Raw genomic sequence first — 19,397 nt, forward strand, 5'->3', positions numbered from 1 at the left:
CGATTTATATCATCTGGTTGTCCCGGTCGAGCAGGCTGGTTACGGCCACATCCTGGTTCAGGTACTTGGAGGAATACGACTGATCGGGACCATTCAGAAACAGGCAGGTCTGGCCTTCCACGGCGGCGATAATGGCGTCCTTCTGATCCATGGGCAACGCGGGGCAACCCAGGCTGCGGCCCAGACGGCCATTTTGCCGAATGAAGTCCTCGCTCACGTAATCGGCACCGTGCATAACCACTGAGCGGCTCAGGGCATTGGTGTTGTAGCCTTCATCCAAGCCCTTGAGCTTGAGGGAGCGGCCATGCTTACCCTGGTACTCTCCCTGGGTTACGTAAAAACCCAGGCTGCTCATGTTCGACTCGTTCTCGTTGGAGAAGTTGGTGGCCATGTTTTCGCCGGAATTATGGCCATGAGCAACCAGCGTGTGGAACTTCACTTGCTTATCCTCCAAGTCCAGCACCCACAGGCGCTTTTCCGTGGAGGGCAGCTCGAAATCAACTACGGTCAGCAACTGCTTCTCGCTGAGCTTACCTTGCTTGTCTAGGTTGAGGTAACCGGTCATGGCCTTCTCGAACACCTCAAAGCGCAGGCCCTGCTGCTCCACCTGCAGGTCGCGGTAGAGGTCGTGCAGGTGCTGACTAAACAGCGTGGTTTTAGTAACTGCAGCCGTAGGCAAACGCATTTCGGAGCCCGTGGTAGCCGCCTTGGAGCGCACCGGGGCAGCTAGTGGCGTGGCCAGAAACAGGGATGCCACGAAAGGCAAAATCCGGCGCGCCATTCGGCGGGCCCGGCGCTTGATACGCTGACGGCGCACTACACTCTGGTTTTCCATCGACACAGTTCGGTTTCAGGTTTTGAACAATACGCCTGGGCATTCAAAAATCAGGCGCACGTGTTCTTACGAGTATTCGGCCATTGCAGATGCCTATAAGCACCCGAATAGTATCTGAATATAAGGATAAAATGGCCCATTTAATTCCCTCCTCATCCAGAAACGGCCAAACCAGAACCAGCATTCAGCAACATACCATCGGTATTTTACTATTTAATTACCGACTTTAGAAACCCCAAATTCGCTCTTTGCGGCGTCACCCGCGCCGTTTCTTTTTCCCACCAACCAATTCCCACATGCACACGAGTACCCCCTCCCGGTGGCGCAAGCTCACCCTGGCCGCCGCTGCCCTTTTTGTTTTGGGCGGCCAACCCGCCAATGCCCAAAAAGTAGTTCTGCAAGGCTACTGGTGGGACTATTGGAATTCTAATTACCCCAATGGCTGGGCTAACTATATTGCCCTGCTGGCTCCGCGCCTGAAAGCCATGGGCATTGATGCCGTGTGGCTGCCGCCGAGCATCAAGAACGGCAACCAGGGCAACGGCTACTCCCCCTTCGATAACTACGACCTCGGGGATAAGTACCAAAAAGGCTTCACCGCCACCCGCCTAGGTAACAAGGATGAGCTGCTGCGGGCCGTGGCCGTGCTGCACGCTAATGGCATTGAGGTAGTGCAGGACATTGTGCTCAACCACAACGACGGCGCGGGCTCCCAAACCGGCGGCGGCGGCCAGGACCCTGCGGCCTGGGAAGATGGCTCGACCAGCAAGTACAAGAACTTCCGGTACGTGAGCTATAGCAAGCCCGCCACCGACGAAACGGCCGCCAACTACCTGGCCCGTAACGGCCGCTTCCCCAAAAACTGGCAGAACTTCAACCCCAACCCCGGAAATAACTCCACCTCTGGCGACTGGAACGCCGTGTACTTCGGACCCGATGTAAGCTACTACAACGGCTCCTATGGCCAGAGCTCCAACGCTACCTTCAACCCTGCCCAGGGCGCCGACTACATGCGCAATGAGGTGCGCAACTGGCTGGTGTGGTACAAGAAGCAGGAAGGCTTTGATGGCGTGCGCCTGGATGCCGTGAAGCACTTCCCCGACTTCGCCATGGAGGATTTCCTCTACAACATGCAAAGCAACGCCGGCTGGGCCAGCGGCGGCGCCACCATGTACGCCGTGGGCGAATGGGTGGGCTCCTCGGGGCAGATGGACAATTGGGTAGGCAACGTGCAGAACCGCGCCGGCACCTTTGATTTCTCGCTGCGCAACGGCCTTTACAGCATTGTGAGTGGGGGCGGCAACTTTGATTTGGGCAGCCTGCCCAGCTACCAGCAAGGAGCCCGGGTGATAAACATCAATGGTACCTACGTGCACCGCACCGTGCCTTTCGTGAACAACCACGATACCTTCCGGCCCCAGACGGACGCCAACGGCAACTACACCGGCTGGAATACCGGCTCGGAGCTGGCGCCCCACATCGACCCGTCGGACGGCCGCCTCTCCCCGGCCTACGCGGCAGCCCTGGCCGTGGATGGCTCCCCCCAGATTTTCTTCGAGGACCTGTTCAACATTGGCAGCACCAGCAAGCGGTACTCCCACCAGCCCACCAACACCACCGACCTGCCCCAGCGCTCCGACATCGAAAACCTGATTTGGTGCCACCAGAATCTGCGCTTCAAAGACGGTGCTTACAAAGTGCGCTGGCAGGCCGCCGACCATCTGGTGATTGAGCGGAGCACTAAGGCCCTAATTGGCATCAACGACAACTGGAACACTTGGCAGAACAATACCGTGAGCTGCGACTTTGCGCCCGGTACCGTCCTGAAAGATTATTCCGGAGCTAACGGTACGGCTACGGTAACGGTAAGCAGTTCCCAAACGGTGAGCATCAACACGCCGCCCTGCAACGGCACGGCCACGGGCGGGCGGCGCGGCTACTCGGTGTGGGCTCCTACCGGCATCAACACCAACTACAATCGCGCGGCTATGGCTACTACCCAGGAATGGGAACTGGCCGACGACCTGGGCGACTCGCACGCTTCTTCGCTGAAGCAGGGCGGGCAGCTGCCGGCTTCGTCCACGGCTTACCGCACGGCGGGCCGCATTTACGTGGCCTCGGGCAAAGCGGTAACCTATACCCTATTCCCCACCGATGCTACCCGTAGCTTAGCCGTTGAAGTAGTAAGCGGCACCACCGTTGTGAGCAGCAAAACCGGCACCGGCACCCTCACGGGCACCTACACGCCCACGGCTACCGGCTGGCTGACGCTGCGCGCCAAGAATGCCGCTACCACTAACCCCGCCCAGCGTGCTTTTGTAAAGGCCACTTACACGGCTCCGGCCGTACTCACCAGCACCGCCCTGCGCGAAGCTACCATCACGGCCACCAAGGAAGCCACTGTTTCCGGCGCCGACCTGGCCGTGTATCCCAACCCTACCGCTGCTGACCGGATTGACGTAGTGGTACAGTCGCCGAAGGAGCTGACGGCTACGCTGCGCCTAGTGGACTTGTTGGGCCGCCCGGTGCATGAGCAGCCCCTGCGCCTATACCCCGGCTCCACGGAGCAGCGCCTGCGCGTAACCCGCACCCTGCCCGCCGGCGTCTACCACCTGACCATTCCGGAGCTAGGCCTGAGCCGGAAGGTAATAGTGAAGTAAAAAGTAGGCTCAATGATTTGCAAAAGTGCCTCCGGAGTTTCCTGAGGCACTTTTTTATGCTCTTTTCTTCAATAATTCGATGACGTTTGACAGATGAGTTAGCTGCTTTTCTTCGAGACTGGGCCAGTCCTGCTCGTCATACTTACAGGAATCCAGATTTTTGATGGCCCGGCAAAATGGCAGGACGATGTCGGCAGCGCTACCTTTCGTTTCGTACAGAAATTCTGGCACTTGACTATCGGAATGGTAGCTGATAACTAGGCGATATAGTCCTGGCTGTGGCTGGGTGAAATCGAAATAATAGCCAACTGGCTCCAGATGCCACCACACCTTAGACGCTATTCCAGCAACCACATCAAGAATTGCTAAATACAACAGATATATAGGGTTGACTGGAACGTCCGAAGCGTCAATATCAAGCTCAAAGTCATTCATAATGACTTTAACCGGCAGCCAGCCGTGGCTTGGCCGCTCAAAGTCGACGCGGATACGGTTAGGGTATTTCATCACAGACGCTTTACCGCCACCCCCGCGCGGCCAGCTGCTGAGCCGCTACTTCGGGATTCAGCCACTTCGATTCCAGGCCGGGGCCGCTGAGGTAGAGGCAGCCGCCCTCCCCCACCGTGCGGATGATGGCGCGGTACTGATCTGGCGGTAGGGCGGGGCAGCCGCGGCTGTAGCCAGCCTGGCCGTGGCGCTGCAGGTGCTGCTGGCTCACGTAGTCGGCGGCGTGCAGGACGACGTAGCGGCGCAGGGCGTTGTCGTTCTGGCCCGCGTCGAGGCCACGCAGGCGGCGCGAGAGGCCGTGCTTGCCCTGGTAGGTATCCTGGGTGCGGTAGAAGCCCAAGGCGGTGCAGGCCGATTTCATGACGTTGGAAAAGCGCCGGGCGCGCAAGTGGCCCGAGCCCCGACCGTGGGCCACGTGGCTGTTCTGGAGTACCTCAGCTTTCCGCAGATCCAGCACCCAGAGGCGTTTCTCGGAGGAAGGCAAATCCATATCGGCCACGGCCAGAATGCCCGGCTGACTGATTTTACCGAATTTTCGCAGATTCAGGTAGCCTACGCAGGCCCGCTCCAGCACCTCCAGGCGCAGCGTGGCTGCTTCGGGCCCCAGGGCGGTGTGCAGGGCCTGCACGGCTTGGTGCAAGGAGGCAGGCACGGCGGCCAGGGGCTCCAGCGGCGTCAGGCGCAAGGAATCGGACAGGGACGGCATAATGGCCGTGGCGGAGTCGGCCGTAGTGGGGGCGGCGCTGGCTACCAACCGGGCCGCGGGCAGCTCTGTGGCCGAAGATTGGCAGCCGGCCAGCATGCCAACCAGTAGCACATACCCCAGGCAGCGCCGCAGAAGCGGCCGGTAAAAAGGTGCGGTGAAGGTCATGGCAGCCGGTAATTGCAGGCCCAAAATCCGTATTTATTAACCGGATTCCAAGCTATTACCCTTTTTGAGAAGGTCGGTAGCAGCCCAGAATCCGGACTACTTCTGCCACCAAGTGTGGAGACGCTGTTTTTATTCAGCACCCGCATCTGTTTTGGTACCGTAAAGTGCAGTTCCCGTTTTCGCGGTGCAGAAGCTACTTACGTCGCGGCTGCGGTATCAGCAATGCGTGGAGCCGCCGGGTTGCGCCCGGCGGTTGAGCGCAAATGCGGGATGAATGGCGTACCCGCAAAACATAACTGCGCGCGTTTCGGCACCTATTCAGAAAGCCAAAAACTCACCAGATATACCCTGGTTGCAGGGCCAGAAAAGCCAACCAGCCGACTGTTGAATTCCTTCTCTAAAAGCGTGTTTGGGATTTTGTTTTTGTGGCCTGCTGAGCCCGCTGAAGCAGGATGGCATCGACGTTTTTGTAAAATCCCAAACACGCTCTAGTAAAAAGGATAGCCGAACTCACCCAGGGCCCGGCTATCCGCCCGTATCAATGCGCCCGACCCGCCATGGGTGAACGGGCTGGCGCAGGGTCACAGGCTGTGGTTGGTAAAGGCCGCTTGCAGCATCCGCGCCGAACTGTGCCCGATGGGTGCGCTTTTGCCGTAACCAGGGGCTGAAACCGGAGCGGGCCAGTTTCAGGAGTACGACCAACGTGTAGCTACCGGATTTAAATAGCCGGAATATTGCACGGGCGTTTGGCGGACTGCCTGGCACCTAGCTCTCCATTCTACCGGCCTGATGCTCAAAATGCTACCTAATTGCTACACCAAAAGGCTAACCAGCAAAGCCCGCGGCTTTTTTGTTGCGTATTTTTGCACCATTCCCTCGCTTCGGTAGGTATACCGGGCCAGGGGACTACTCTCATTTTCGCTTTTCCCGGCGGGCATCTGCCTGCCTCGTTTTATATGGCCAAAGTCGCAATCAACCTCTCTACCGGGAGCCTGCAGCAGGAAGAAATTATTGTGGGCATTGACCTGGGCACCACCAACTCCCTGGTGGCCTACATTCACCCCGACGGCCGCCAGCCCCAGGCCATCAACGACCAGGGGCGCGGCACCATCGTGCCATCCATTGTGCATTTTCCGGCCGGCCACGATCCTATTGTGGGTACCGAGGCCAAGGAATACCTGCTTACCGACCCACAGAACACCATTTATTCGGTGAAGCGCTTGCTGGGCAAGAGCTACAAAGACCTGGGCCAGCACGCCGAGGAGCTGGGCTACAAAGTCATCGACGACAACTCCGAGGGCCTGGTGAAAATCCGGGTAGGCGACACATTCTACTCCCCCATCGAGCTGTCGGCGGAAATTCTGAAGGAGCTGCGGGCCCGGGCCGAGCACGCCCTCAAAACGCCCGTAAACAAGGCCGTTATTACGGTGCCCGCCTACTTCAACGACTCCCAGCGCCAGGCCACCCGCGACGCTGGCCGCCTGGCCGGACTGGAAGTACTGCGCATCGTGAACGAGCCCACGGCGGCGGCCCTGGCCTACGGCATCGGCCTCAACCCCGAAGAAGAGAAAACCGTGGCCGTGTACGATTTGGGCGGCGGCACCTTCGATATCAGCATTCTGCACCTGCACCAGGGCATTTTTGAGGTCCTGAGCACCAACGGCGACACCTACCTGGGCGGCGACGACCTGGACCGGGCCATTTCCGACCACTGGACCGCCCAGTACAACCTCACGAGCCACTTACAGGGCAGCGGCCCGCTCCAGCAGGAGCTGCGGCTGCTGGCCGAGTCGGCCAAGCGCTACCTCAGCCAGCACGACGACTTCGCCGGCAACCTCGGCGACGACGTGGTGGTGCGCCTGAGCAAATCTGAGTTCAACGCGCTGGTGCAGCCCCTCGTGGACCGCACCCTGGCCGCCTGCCGCCAAGCCCTCACCGACGCCAAGCTCACACCCCAGGACCTGAGCGCCGTGTTGCTGGTGGGCGGTTCCACCCGCGTACCACTGGTGTACGAGGCCGTTTCGGCGTTTTTCCAGCAGCCCGCCAACAACTCCCTTAACCCTGATGAAGTGGTAGCACTAGGCGCGGCTATTCAGGCCGACATCCTGGGTGGTAACCGCCGCGACGTGCTGCTGCTGGACGTGACGCCCCTCACGCTGGGCATTGAAACCCTGGGCGGCCTGATGGACCCGATTATCCCGCGCAACTCCAAAATCCCGACCAAAGCCGGCCGCCAGTACACTACCTCGGTGGATGGACAGGTGAACCTGAAAATATCGGTGTATCAGGGCGAGCGGGACTTGGTGAAGGAGAACCGCAAGCTGGCCGAGTTCGATTTGCGCGGCATTCCGGCCATGCCCGCTGGCCTGCCCAAGGTAGATGTCAACTTCATCCTGAACGCCGACGGCATTCTGAAAGTAGAGGCCATTGAGTTGCGCTCCAACACCCGCACTTCGGTGGAAATCAAGCCCCAGTACGGCCTCACCGATGAGCAGGTGGAGCAGATGCTACTGGACTCCATGACCAACGCCCGCGAAGACATTGCCGCCCGCATGGTGATTGAGGCCCGCACCGTAGCCGAGCAGATGCTCTACCAGGTGGAGCGGTTCGTGGCGAAAAACGGCCAGCACCTCACCCCCGAGGAAACCGCCCAGACCCAGGCCGGCGTAGCCACGCTGAAAGCCGCCCTCGAAACGCAGCAAAAAGATACCATCCTGAAAGCCGTGGACGAGTTGGAAGAACTCACCCGCCCCTTCGCGGAGCGCGTGATGAACATCAGCATCAACCAGGCTATGGCCGGCAAGAAGATTGAATAACGGGTGCCTCTGGCCGCACTCGAAAAGCAAAAGCCCGGCTGTCAGCCTTGACAGTTGGGCTTTTTAATTCTGGTCCGCAGCCCGGCCCACCTCGTTGCGGCACCCGGCGGCCGGCACTAAAGGGTACAAAGCGAATTTGGGGGCTACATTGGGTTCCCGAAGCAGCAGTAAACAGTATAAAAAGTTCCGATGAATACCCACCTCGCCCGCCTGCACCAGATAGCCCAGCAACCCAGCCGCCGTATCATTGGCTTGATGTCGGGTACTTCTTTGGATGGGCTGGATGTGGCCCTGTGCCGTCTGCACGGGCACGGTACCGGCACGCGGCTGGAGCTGGAGCAATTTGCCACGGTACCTTATTCCGACGATGTGCGCCGCCGCATCCGGCAGGTGTTTGCGGGCGGGCAGGTGAGCCTGGAGTACCTCACCCTGCTGAACCCCTGGCTGGGCCAACTCCACGCCTCCATGATTACGCAGTGCCTGCAACAATGGCAAACTGCCCCAGCGGAAGTAGACCTGGTAGCCAGCCACGGCCAGACGGTGTACCACGCTCCCGCCCACCAGCACCAACACCCCGATTTTGCGGGCCTGAACGCCACCCTACAGCTTGGCGACGGTGACCATGTGGCTATGGGCACGGGCATCATCACGCTCAGCGACTTCCGGCAGAAGCATATTGCCGGCGGCGGCGAGGGTGCCCCGCTGGCCGCGTACGGCGACTATCTGCTGCTCAGCAGCCCCCAGGAAGAACGCCTGCTGCTCAACCTGGGCGGCATTGCCAACTTCACCTACCTGCCCCGGGCCAGTCAGGACGCCAGCACTGCCTTCAGCACCGACACCGGCCCCGGCAATACCCTGCTGGATGCCACCGTACGCCAGCACCACTCCGAGCTGGCCTACGATGAGGATGGCCGGCTGGCGGCGGCTGGGCAAGTGCACGAAGGCCTGCTGCGGGAACTGCTGGCTCACCCATTTTTTGCGGCTCCGCTGCCCAAAACCACCGGCCCCGAGTTGTTTGGCCCGGCGTATCTGCGGCAGGTTCAGGTGCGCAGCAACACCACGCAGCTTAGCCTGGAAGACACCCTGGCAACCCTCACGGAACTGAGTGCCGTGGGCGTGGCGCGGGCGGCCCGGCAGGTATTCGGGGTGCAGCCGGCTTTGGCCGTGTACGCCAGCGGGGGCGGGGCCCATAACCCGGCCCTGCAGGCGGCCCTGCGGCGGCAGCTGCCCGCCTGTACTTTCTCTACCACCGAGGCGCTGGGCGTGCTGCCCGATGCCAAGGAGGCCATCCTGTTTGCTTTGCTGGCTAATGAGGCGGTGGCGGGCCAGCCGGTGAGCATTGGGGCCGGGCGGCAGCGGGTGCCGGCCGTAAGTATGGGTAAGATTTCTTTTCCGGGGTAAACGCGGCTATAGGAAGTACAAATCATCCTTCTTTTCGCTATGTTTAGTGGCTTGCCCTCGACGCACATTTGGTCGGGGGCAAGCCGTTCTTTTTCACCCCTACCTCACTCTCTATGCCACACGCCTACTCTCTCACTGGGCACCGACGTTACCTGGCTGGTATAGCCCTGCTGGTTCCGCTGCTGGGCTATACCCAGTCTGCCACGGCCCAGAACACCCGTTATACCATTCGGGGCCGCGTGGTGGACGCCCGCGGCGAAGCCCTGCCCGGCGCCACCGTGCGCCTGCTCAACACGGTGCTGGGGGCCAGCTCCAATGCGGAAGGGACTTTTGAGCTGACTTCCGGCCTTGCCCCCGGCGCGTATCAGCTGGAAATCAGCTCGGTGGGCTATACGCCCCTGCGCCGCGCCGTTACCTTGGGCACCGACCCCACCGTGACGGTGCCCGACGTGGCCCTGAGTGAGGACTTGGTACGCCTGAATGATGTGGTAGTAACCGGTACTTCGGTAGCCACCAGCAAAAAGCAGCTGGGCAACACCATTGCCACGGTTTCGGGGGCGGAGCTGCGCACGGCGGTACCCACCCAGATTGACCAGGCTTTGCAGGGCAAATTTGCGGGGGTGCAGATTACCCAGAACTCCGGCAACCCGGCCGGCGGTATTTCCGTGCGCCTGCGCGGCCCCAGTACCGTGGCCGGCTCCTCCGACCCGCTCTATATCATCGACGGGGTTATCATCAACAACGACTCGCCCCAGCTGCTGGACCTGGGCGGCTACGCCCAGAACCGCCTCGTGGATATCAGCCCCAACGACGTGGAGCGCATTGAGGTGATTAAGGGCGCGGCGGCGGCGGCCATTTACGGCTCCCGGGCCAGCAACGGCGTAGTCCAGATTTTCACTAAGCGCGGCCAGGAAGGCAAGCCTCAGGTGACGGTATCCTCGCAGTTCCTGACTTCTCAGATCCGCAAGACGCTCGACTACAACGACTACCCTTTCCGCTTCGCCAACACGGCCAACAACGCCGACCTCACCCAGGTGCCGGTGCAGCGCTATGATCTGCAAAAGGACATTTTCCGCACGGCCGTGGGCACCGACAATTACGTGTCGGTAACCGGTGGGGCGGCGGGCACCAAGTATTTCGCCTCTGGTAACTACTTCCGCAACCAGGGTATTGTCGAGAACACCGACTTCAACCGGGGCGGCGGGCGGCTGCGCCTCCAGCAGACCCTGGGCTCCAAGGCCAGCGTGAGCGTGGGGGCCAACTACACCCTGAGCCAGAGCCGGGAAGTACCCAACGGCGGCATCAACGAGGCCTACGGGGCGCTGACGGGCTTTATTTTCGCCAACAACTACCTCAATCCTGAGCGGGACCCGGTAACCGGCCGCTACCCCAGCACCGCCGCCAATATTGCCCGTACCAACCCGCTGGAAGCCGTGGACCGCTTTGATTTTCGCCAGCGCACCTCCCGCTTCATCGGCGACGCGCAGCTGAACCTGACGCCCTTCGCCGGCTTCACCATCGACTACGTGTTGGGCTACGACGCCAGCACCCAGGTGGCTACCGGCTTTATCCCGACCAACAGCACGGCCCCCACGTACAGCACCGGCCTGGCCCGCCGCGCCGACCGCACGGCCCTGCTCGTCAACAACGACCTGACCCTGGGCTACCGCCGCGACTTTATGGAGTGGCTGGCCAGTACCACCACCCTGGGCGGCACCCTGCAGTCGGAGCAGTCGTTGCAAACGGCCCAGCAGACCATCGGCCTCTCACCGGTTATTCAGACGACGGCCAGCGGTACGTCGGTAGTGCAAAACCCGCGCTACCTCGGCGACTACCGCACCGAGCGCACCATTCGCGGGGCCTTCGTGCAGCAGACGGTGGGGCTCTACAACCGGCTGTTTCTGACCGGTGCGTTGCGCGTGGATGCTGCCTCCGTGTACGGTACCAAAGTCCGCACCCAGTACTATCCCAAGCTAAGCGCCTCCTACGTGCTGTCGGATCAGGAATTCTGGCGGGCGGGTTCCCTGGCCCAGCTGGTGCCCCAATTCAAGCTACGGGCCTCCTACGGGCAGGCCGGCAACCTCACGGCCATCGGCCCCTACGACCGGTTTACCAACTTCGACCCGGTGACGGTGGGCACGCTGCCGGGCCTGGTTACCTCCACTCTGCAAGGCAACGACCAGCTCAAACCCGAGCGGCAGAAGGAGTTTGAGGCGGGCATCGACGCCAGCTTTATCAAAGACCGGCTGGGCCTGGAGTTTTCGTACTATGACAAGCGGGTGGAGGATCTGCTGCTCCAGCGCGACCTGAACTTCAGCTCCGGTTTCAGCACCCGCTTTGATAACGTGGGCAACATGCGCAACAAGGGCCTGGAGCTGCTGCTGCGGGCCACGCCGGTGCAAACCACGGCGGTACGCTGGAACGTGACGGCCACTTACTCCCGCAACCGTAACCGCATCACTAACATCCCGAACGGCCTGGTCACCTTCCCCAACGGCTTTGGGCTGGTGGCGGCGGTGGAGGGCCAGCCGCTGGGCACTTACTACGGCACCTACTCGGCCCGCAACCCCGATGGCTCCCTGCTGCTCACGCCCGCCGGCCTGCCCCAGCGTGAGCGGGGCATTCAGGGCACTTTCGGAGCCCCCAACACGCCCCAGCGTGCCGCCGACGGCCAGCCTTCCGGTAACCTGGTGAACGGGGTGCTGGGCGACCCGAACCCCAATTTTGTGGCCTCCCTCATCAACGAGGTCAGCCTGCTCGATAACCGCCTCACCTTGCGGGTGCAGTTTGATACCCAACAGGGCTTCGACGTGTTCAACTTCACCCAGCGCGTGGGCTCCCGCGACATTTTCGGGGGCCTGGCCCGCTACGAGCGGGAGCTGCGCGGCGAAGTACCAAAAGGCAGCAGCACGGCCACTTACAACACGTTTGACGTGTGGATTGAGGACGGCTCCTTCGTGAAGCTGCGGGAGGCATCCATCAGCTACCTGCTGCGCCCGAAGCTATTGGGCCTGAAGGATCTGCGCGTTTCGGTATCGGGCCGCAACCTCTGGGTGTTCACCGACTACTCCGGCTACGACCCGGAGGTTAGCGCCGCGGGCCAGAGCAACGCCGTGCGCGGCTTCGATTTCGTGGAAGTGCCCATTCCCCGCACCCTGTCGGTGGGCCTGAACGCGTCCTTCTGATTTTTCCGGCTTTTACTTCCTCTCGATATGAATTTCTCACTCACCCGCCTATCCCCCTGCTTGCCGGTTGTGGCGCGGCGCGGCCTGGCACTGCTGCTGCTCAGCGGCCTGGGCCTGCTAGGAGCCTGCCAGCTTGACCTGCCCAACCCCAACGCCGCCACCGACGAGCAGACCCTGACCACGCGTGAAGGCGTATTTGCCTTGAGCGTGGGCCTGCGCCAGCTGTACTCCACGGCGGCCCTGGAGCCCATTATCCTCACCACCGGCACCAGCAGCCGCGAGGTGAAGGGCATCACCACGTTTTTCAACATTACTGAGTTGGAACAGGGCGGCGCCAACCTCTCCCCCAGCAACGCCAACACCTCCGCCCTGTTTGCCCGCAACTACCGCGTAATCGGCGTGGCTGACCGCCTCATTGAAGCCGCGCCCACGGTGCTGGCGGCCGATGCCGCCGCGCGTAGCGGGGTGCTGGCCCACGCGTATCTGTTCAAGGCTTCGGCCCTCGCCGGCGTGGCTCTGGGCTTCGAACAGGGGCCTGTAACTACCGGTACAGCTCCCAGTTTCGTGCCGCGGCAGCAGTTGCTGGGCCAGGCCATTAGTCTGCTCGACCAAGCCGTGCAGGAGCTGACTGCCACCCCGCCTTCCACGGAGTTTACTACGCAGGTACTCGGGGCCGACTTCAGCCTGCTCAACACTGTGCAGGCCTACCGAGCGCGCTTCAACCTGATGGCCGGCAACTACGCCGCCGCCCTCACGGCCGCCAACCAGGTGACGCTGACGGTGCGCTCGGGCTTTACCTACTCGGCCCAGAACCCTAATCCCGTGTACCAGTTCACGGCCCTGGCCGGCACCAATTTCCGGCCTCGTGACCGGTTTGGTCTCCCCGCCAGTCTGGTAGAAGCCGGGGACGGCCGCCTGGCGTTTTACCTCACCGGCCCGGTAGTGGTGGATGCCAACAACGGCAGCACCGATAACATCCGGACCCTGGCGGGCTTCTTCGGCACCATCAACAGCGCTATTCCAGCCTATCTGCCCGATGAGATGCGCCTGATCCGGGCCGAGGCCAACCTGCGCGCGGCCTCGCCCAACACCGCAGCCGCCCTCCTCGACATCAACGCGGTACGCACCCAGGCCAGCGGCGACCCGTGGGGCGTGCACGCCAACCTGCCTGCCTACAGCGGCCCGGTGACGGTGCCCGATCTGCTCCTGGAAGTGTACAAGCAGCGCAGTGCCGAGCTCTACCTTTCCGGCCTGCGTCTCGACGACAGCCGCCGCTTCGGCCGCCCCGCTCCGCCCACCAGCCTCACGGAACGGACCCGCAACTTCTACCCCTACCCTCAGCAGGAGCGCGTGAACAACCCAAATACACCTACTGACCCTTCCATCTAAACCGGTACCAGTTCATAAAAAAAGGCCGCTTCCTCATGGGTAGCGGCCTTTTGCGTTGTGCATCTACTTACTTGTCCGCAGCGGAACGATGCTAAAACCCTGAATCTGCCGGGCTGAGGAATCCTGAAACGTCACGTCCAACTGCACATGCGGGCCGGGGCGCAAGCTGTCGGCGCGGTAGGTAAAAGCCACGAACGACTGGATGGCATCTTCCTCCCGCAGCCGGTAGCCCAGCTTGTACAGGTCGATGACGGGGCCGTAGGTCCGGGCCTGGTCGATGATGGGTTGGGTGGCGGTGCGGAAGGCCGGTAGCGGCAGTTGCTGCCGGGCCGTCGGGCTGAGGTGCTGATACGCCGCGTCCCAGTTGCCGCCCAGCACCGCCAGCAGAAACTGCCGCGCCACCTGTACCTGGGAGTTACGCGGCTGTTGCTGCGGCCACGTCAGCAGCGGGCACAGCAGCAGCAGAATCGTCAGGCAGGCTTTCATTTTGGGGAGGTCAGGCATATCCATTCGCCGGCAACTACCACGCCAGGGCTGCGGTGGCTACTCCTGCTCCTGGGGCACCAGCACGAATACATCCTCGCCCGGGCGCTTCATGATGTACTTTTCGCGGGCGAACTTCTCCAGCAGCTCGGGGCTGCTCAGCAGCTCGGCGCGGTCCTTTTTTACCTTGTCAATTTCGCGCAGGTAGTACTCTTTGTCGTTGTTCAGCTCCTGCCACTTGGCGTACATATCGTACTGCTTCACGAAGTCGTTGGCGTCGAACAGGAACATCCAGGCCAGAAACGCCACGCCGGCCAGGAAGTAGAAACTGCGCAGAAAGCGCGGAACCCGTTCAAATATTTCCAAAGCACTCATGCCGGTACAGGTAAGGCGGATGTCGGGTGGGCCACACCCTGGTTTTGCAGTCGGCCCAAACAAATATCCGGTATTCTCTCCATTCCGGCGTCATCCGGTTTTGAGCCCGCAGCACGCAAAACGGCACCGCCGCCCTCAGGCAACGGTGCCGTTCCACAGAAATCCGCGTAATCCGAAAAATCCGTCTAAATCCGTGATTTACATTTTGCGGCCGGGGAAGTAGGCCACTTCGCCCAGTTCCTCCTCAATGCGGAGCAGTTGGTTGTATTTGGCCATCCGGTCGGAGCGTGAGGCCGAGCCGGTTTTGATCTGACCGGTGTTCAGGGCCACGGCCAGGTCGGCAATGGTGTTGTCCTCCGTCTCGCCCGAGCGGTGGCTCATGATGCTCTTGTAGCCGTTGCGGCGGCCCAGGTTGATGGCGTCAATCGTCTCCGAGAGCGTACCAATCTGGTTAACCTTGATGAGGATGGCGTTGGCAATCTGCTCATCAATACCGCGCTGCAAACGGTTTACGTTGGTCACAAACAGGTCGTCGCCCACCAGCTGGGTGGTTGAGCCGATGCTGTCGGTGAGGGCCTTCCAGCCGCTCCAATCGTCCTCGTCCATGCCATCCTCGATGCTGATGATGGGGTATTTCTTGGTCCAGTCGGTCCAGTAGCTCACCATCTCCGAGGAGGTCAGCTTGTCGCCGGTGCTCTTCTTGAAGTGGTAGTGGCCATCGGAGTAGAACTCGGAGGCCGCGGCGTCCATGGCAATCATCACGTCGTCGCCGGGCTTGTAGCCAGCCGTTTCAATGGCCTGCAACACAATCTTGATGGCGTCTTCGTTGGATTTGATGTTGGGTGCGAAACCGCCCTCGTCGCCCACATTCGTGCTGAAGCCTTGCTTCTTGAGCACGTTTTTGAGATGGTGGAAGATTTCGGTGCCCCAACGCAGCGCCTCCGAAAACGAAGTAGCACCCACCGGCATAATCATGAATTCCTGGAAGTCGATGCTGTTGTCGGCGTGCGAGCCGCCGTTCAGGATGTTCATCATCGGCACGGGCAGCGTGGTAGCATTTACGCCGCCCACGTAGCGGTACAGCGGCATACCCGCCTCGGCGGCAGCGGCGCGGGCAATGGCCAGCGAAGCCCCCAGAATGGCGTTGGCGCCCAGGTTGGCCTTGTTAGGCGTACCGTCCAGCTCCAGCATGATTTTGTCGAGCAAACCCTGCTCGAACACCGAGAAGCCCACCAGCTCTTCGGCAATTTTGGTGTTCACGTTTTCCACCGCCTTCAGCACGCCCTTGCCCATGTACTTGGCTTTGTCGTCGTCGCGCAGCTCTACGGCTTCATGTTTGCCGGTGCTGGCGCCCGAAGGCACGGCCGCACGGCCCACAGTGCCGCTTTCGGTGGTCACGTCTACCTCAATGGTCGGGTTGCCGCGCGAATCGAAAATTTGACGAGCGTGAATTTCGGTGATAATGCTCATGAGAGAAAAGTTGGTTGAGTAAGGAATGCAACGCCGTGCGCCGCAGCACCCGCGCCCACCGGGCCGGGGTACCGCGTTGCGAAGGCAAGGTACTCAATTGATGGTTTTTGCCCAGTGCGAAATCCGGCAGTTGCCAAGCCAGCACCGAAAAAAGCGCATAGCGCACTACCCTTCCAGCCAGCGGCGGAATTCCGGGGTCTGGGCGGTACTGGTAAGCAGCGGCGTTCCGGGCAAGCCGCGCAGCGTTACGGCCAGCCGGTTGTTGAAATAGGCCTCGCTACGCTCCACGAAGGCAATATTGACCAGCTCCGAGCGGTTCAGCCGCCCGAAGCGGGCCGGGTCGAGTTGCCGCTCCAGCTCCGTGAGCGTGCCCTGCAACGGGTAGCGCGCCCCGGCGCGGTCCACGGCGAATACTACGCCTTCATCGGCCTGCATGTAGGCTACTTCCTCCACCGGCAGCACGTACAGGCCATTGCGCATCCGTACCGAAAAACGCTGTTTGTACTGGGGCTGGCTATTTTGCCGTAGAGCCTGGCTTAGCTCGCGCAGCACCTCCGGCGTCAAAATCGGGGCCGTTGCCGGGGCGGGGCGGCTCAGGCTGGTTTTCAGACCGTGGTATTTGGCCAGGGCTTCCTGAAACTGCTCGTAGGTGAAGGGCTTGAGCAGATACGCAATGCCGTTGCCCCGGAAGGCGGGCAGCAGAAACTGGTCGTAGGCGGTAGTGAAGATGATGGGGCAGGTTACCGCAAACCGCTCGTAGAGCAGGAACACGTTGCCGTCCAGTAGTTCGATATCGGAGAAGATCAGGTCGGGCATGGGGTTGGTTTGCAGCCACGCCAGGGCTTTTTCCACGCTCCGCAGCACGGGCGGGGCGGCCCTGGTCACCGCACCGGCCTGCCGCAGAAACTCCACCGTCTGGCGCGCGGCCAGCTCCTCGTCTTCCAGAATCAGAATGTTCATGCGTGTTTCCGTTAAGCAGCCGGCCCTATCTGTCCCAGCGGCACCACCGGAACTGTTACGGCAAAGATGGCGGGGCTTTGCTCTACCGCAATGCCCCGGCCAAACAGCAGGCGGTACCGCTCCCGCAGGTTAGCCAGCCCCGTCCCCATCGACTCCACGGCCGTGAGCTTGGGCCGGCGGGGGTGCGAAACCGTCAGGGCCGCCTCGGCTACCGTAATGGTGATGATCAGCGGATTTTCCTCGTCGCCGGCGTTGTGCTTGATGGCATTTTCCACCAGCAGCTGCACTGTCCCCGGCACCACCAGTAGCTGCTGCAAGCGGGCCGTGGGGGTTATTTCCTCCTGGAAGTCGTAGGCTGCCCCGAAGCGGTGCCGCAGCAGGTAGATGTATTCCCGCGCAAACTGTAGCTCTTCGCTCAGCGGCACCACGTCTTCCTCCTTGTAGCGGATAAGAAAGCGGTAGAGCGCCGCGAAGCGATTCAAAAACTCGTGGGCCTCCGCCGGGTCGTGCTGAATCAGGCCGCGCAGCACGTTGAGGTTGTTGAACAGAAAGTGCGGGTCGAGTTGGGCTTTGAGGTTGCGCAGCTCACTTTCCGTTTGGGCTTGGCGGGTACGCAGCAGGGTTTGTTGCAGCTGCACATACCGCTTGCCGGTGAGCAGCACGGCCAGCAGCCCGTAGCTTTTCGCGTGAGCCACCACTCCCAGCACAAGGCGTCCCCCCGACAAATCGATGCGGTGCCCCAGCAAGCTCCCGTACAGCAGCAGATACAGCCCCCCACTCAGCAGCAGCAGCACCGGCAGCTGCACCAGCCCCCGCCACCAGCTCCGGCTCAGAAACAGCGGCAGAAACCGCTCCACCAGCACGGCCACCATAGCCGTGTCCAGTAGCACCGTCACGGCCACCACCGGCAGCACCCGCCACCAGGCCCAGCCCGTATCGGCCACGTATTGCAGCAGCAGCACCGGCGCCACCACGGCCCAGTAGCCACCGACCAGCTTCGCATCGGAGCCGGTGGCCCACCGGCGCATCCCGGAAAGTCTCATAGTCACGTAGTCAATAGCGCGTAAGTCACCAGTTCCCGGGGTGCCGCCCGCTACGGTACCAGCGGCGTAAGCGCCGGCGAATTACGCACCAGTACTAAGTATTGCACGTACGCCGTAGCCGGCAAGTCGGCCCGGAACCGGATTTGCTGGCCGGCCGGAATGCCCGGCGCGTATGTCACCCGGATGGGTTGCCGGTTAGTAGCTGCCGCCGGGGCATTTAACTGAAAGATGGTGGTAGTTCCCGGCTGCGTGCGGCGTTTCAGCTCTTCCAGGCCTGCAATCCGCGTAAGGGGGCCATCATGGTTGAATTTGTCGCTCGGCGTAAACCGTTGGCCGGGAACCTGCCAGGCAGCGGGCAGAAAGCTAGTCGGCATCAGCAGCTGGCATTCCGAAAATACGCACAACAACGAAACCACTTTATCCCGCACCGGCAGGTCGCTCTGGCGCACCAAACCGGCAAACAGTGTCGTTCCGCTCTGCATCGGGCTTTGCAGCACGTGCGCCAGTCCCCACATACCATATAGCTTCTCTCCCTCCAGGTGCAGCCCCAGGTACAGCTCCCGGAAATTGGCGAAGATGTTCTGCTCCCGCACTGCCATGTTCCGGCGGTCATAGGCCACGTTACGCAGCAAATGCGTCAGGTCGAACAACGCTTTATCAGGCTTGCTCCCGGCCAGTAACCGCATAGCCCGCGTAGCTCCCGCCGCTGCCTGCTCACCATTCTCACGTTGCAGCCAGATAGCCACCGAATCAAGTTGCCCCCGCACTGCCGGCGGCAACGTCAGCCCGCGCGTCAGCACCCGCAGATAATCGGCCGCCAACGGCAAATCCTGCAACTGGTCAATGCCCAGCACCCGAACTCGGCGCCTGGCCGGCAACGTCTGGTTCCAGCTGCGCAATTTTTGAAACTTGGCCCGCATGGCCGTATTAGCCCACTGCGACCCATCAGCCTGCCAGCTGCGGAAGATCAGGTCCAGGGTTGCCGCTTTGCCGGTGCGCAGGTATTCGTTCAGGAAGTATGCCTTGGCACAGTCCACCTCCCCCACGTACGTCCGCACGCCGGCCCGCTGGTTCAGGTGCTGCAACAAAGCCAGATCAAGCTCCTGCGGCCGCTCCGTACCATGTGCTTCCCCCAGCAGAAACAGCTGGTTGTCATAGAAACCCGCCTTAAACTCCGGAAATGCCAGCGGCTGCCCAAGTGGCACTGTGGCCTGCGGAATACCGGCAAATACCGCCGTATCCGGTGCCACAGCCTGCGCCCGGCTTGCGTGAGTGAGGCCGCAATGCAGCAAAACAATAAAGGCCGTAAGGCGGAACTGGGACAGGAAGCACAGCATGATTGGGCAGAATAAGTGGTTAACTGTCGTAAATCACCTGTTTCTGCGGTCCTTTTCCTCCCCTA

The 19,397-nt window shown here is 61.4% G+C and carries 15 protein-coding genes; 6 read left to right on the forward strand and 9 right to left on the reverse strand.

Annotated features, from left to right (window positions below; translation table 11 throughout):
* Positions 1 to 4: 4 nt before the first annotated feature.
* Complete coding sequence (locus tag ROI90_RS02945) at positions 5 to 835, reverse strand: murein L,D-transpeptidase catalytic domain family protein (protein ID WP_315996857.1); 831 nt, start codon at positions 833 to 835, stop codon at positions 5 to 7.
* A gap of 296 nt (positions 836 to 1,131) precedes the next feature.
* Here ROI90_RS02945 and ROI90_RS02950 point away from each other — a divergent pair, with 296 nt between their 5' ends.
* Positions 1,132 to 3,495 carry an alpha-amylase family glycosyl hydrolase gene (locus ROI90_RS02950; RefSeq protein ID WP_315996858.1) on the forward strand — a complete coding sequence of 788 codons (2,364 nt, stop codon included), beginning with the start codon at positions 1,132 to 1,134 and terminating at the stop codon, positions 3,493 to 3,495.
* A 54-nt stretch (positions 3,496 to 3,549) separates the two neighbouring features.
* Here the strand turns inward: ROI90_RS02950 and ROI90_RS02955 are convergent, their stop codons facing one another.
* Both ROI90_RS02955 and ROI90_RS02960 read right to left on the reverse strand, forming a co-directional pair.
* Positions 3,550 to 4,002, reverse strand: a complete 453-nt coding sequence (locus ROI90_RS02955) for a hypothetical protein (RefSeq protein WP_315996859.1) — start codon at positions 4,000 to 4,002, stop codon at positions 3,550 to 3,552.
* Between the two features lie 10 nt (positions 4,003 to 4,012).
* Positions 4,013 to 4,873 (reverse strand): murein L,D-transpeptidase catalytic domain family protein, encoded by an 861-nt coding sequence (locus tag ROI90_RS02960; protein WP_315996860.1) that lies wholly within the window; start codon positions 4,871 to 4,873, stop codon positions 4,013 to 4,015.
* 114 nt (positions 4,874 to 4,987) lie between these two features.
* Between ROI90_RS02960 and ROI90_RS02965 the strand changes: the two genes are divergently transcribed.
* The 5 genes from ROI90_RS02965 (at position 4,988) to ROI90_RS02985 (ending at position 13,664) form a co-directional block, all read left to right on the forward strand.
* Entirely contained in the window at positions 4,988 to 5,365 is a 378-nt protein-coding gene (locus tag ROI90_RS02965) for a hypothetical protein (protein WP_315996861.1), read from the forward strand.
* 464 nt (positions 5,366 to 5,829) lie between these two features.
* On the forward strand, positions 5,830 to 7,689 hold the full coding sequence (hscA, locus tag ROI90_RS02970) for a Fe-S protein assembly chaperone HscA (RefSeq protein ID WP_315996862.1): 1,860 nt from the start codon (positions 5,830 to 5,832) through the stop codon (positions 7,687 to 7,689).
* Between the two features lie 189 nt (positions 7,690 to 7,878).
* Positions 7,879 to 9,090, forward strand: coding sequence for an anhydro-N-acetylmuramic acid kinase (locus ROI90_RS02975; protein ID WP_315996863.1), 1,212 nt, complete (start codon positions 7,879 to 7,881; stop codon positions 9,088 to 9,090).
* Positions 9,091 to 9,203: 113 nt separating this feature from the next.
* Positions 9,204 to 12,275 carry a SusC/RagA family TonB-linked outer membrane protein gene (locus tag ROI90_RS02980; RefSeq protein ID WP_315996864.1) on the forward strand — a complete coding sequence of 1,024 codons (3,072 nt, stop codon included), beginning with the start codon at positions 9,204 to 9,206 and terminating at the stop codon, positions 12,273 to 12,275.
* A gap of 27 nt (positions 12,276 to 12,302) precedes the next feature.
* Positions 12,303 to 13,664 carry a RagB/SusD family nutrient uptake outer membrane protein gene (locus ROI90_RS02985; RefSeq protein WP_315996865.1) on the forward strand — a complete coding sequence of 454 codons (1,362 nt, stop codon included), beginning with the start codon at positions 12,303 to 12,305 and terminating at the stop codon, positions 13,662 to 13,664.
* Between the two features lie 63 nt (positions 13,665 to 13,727).
* Here the strand turns inward: ROI90_RS02985 and ROI90_RS02990 are convergent, their stop codons facing one another.
* From ROI90_RS02990 to ROI90_RS03015, 6 genes are all read right to left on the reverse strand, one after another.
* Positions 13,728 to 14,168, reverse strand: a complete 441-nt coding sequence (locus ROI90_RS02990) for a hypothetical protein (RefSeq protein WP_315996866.1) — start codon at positions 14,166 to 14,168, stop codon at positions 13,728 to 13,730.
* Positions 14,169 to 14,207: 39 nt separating this feature from the next.
* Complete coding sequence (locus ROI90_RS02995; protein WP_315996867.1) at positions 14,208 to 14,522, reverse strand: FtsB family cell division protein; 315 nt, start codon at positions 14,520 to 14,522, stop codon at positions 14,208 to 14,210.
* Positions 14,523 to 14,720: 198 nt separating this feature from the next.
* Complete coding sequence (gene eno, locus ROI90_RS03000) at positions 14,721 to 15,992, reverse strand: phosphopyruvate hydratase (protein WP_315996868.1); 1,272 nt, start codon at positions 15,990 to 15,992, stop codon at positions 14,721 to 14,723.
* 165 nt (positions 15,993 to 16,157) lie between these two features.
* Positions 16,158 to 16,952, reverse strand: coding sequence for a LytR/AlgR family response regulator transcription factor (locus ROI90_RS03005; RefSeq protein WP_315996869.1), 795 nt, complete (start codon positions 16,950 to 16,952; stop codon positions 16,158 to 16,160).
* Positions 16,953 to 16,963: 11 nt separating this feature from the next.
* Positions 16,964 to 17,995, reverse strand: a complete 1,032-nt coding sequence (locus tag ROI90_RS03010; protein WP_315996870.1) for a sensor histidine kinase — start codon at positions 17,993 to 17,995, stop codon at positions 16,964 to 16,966.
* A 50-nt stretch (positions 17,996 to 18,045) separates the two neighbouring features.
* Positions 18,046 to 19,332, reverse strand: coding sequence for an erythromycin esterase family protein (locus ROI90_RS03015; protein WP_315996871.1), 1,287 nt, complete (start codon positions 19,330 to 19,332; stop codon positions 18,046 to 18,048).
* Between the last annotated feature and the right edge of the window lie 65 nt (positions 19,333 to 19,397).

Origin of the sequence: Hymenobacter endophyticus (assembly GCF_032464715.1) — a bacterium.
GTDB lineage: Bacteria > Bacteroidota > Bacteroidia > Cytophagales > Hymenobacteraceae > Hymenobacter > Hymenobacter endophyticus.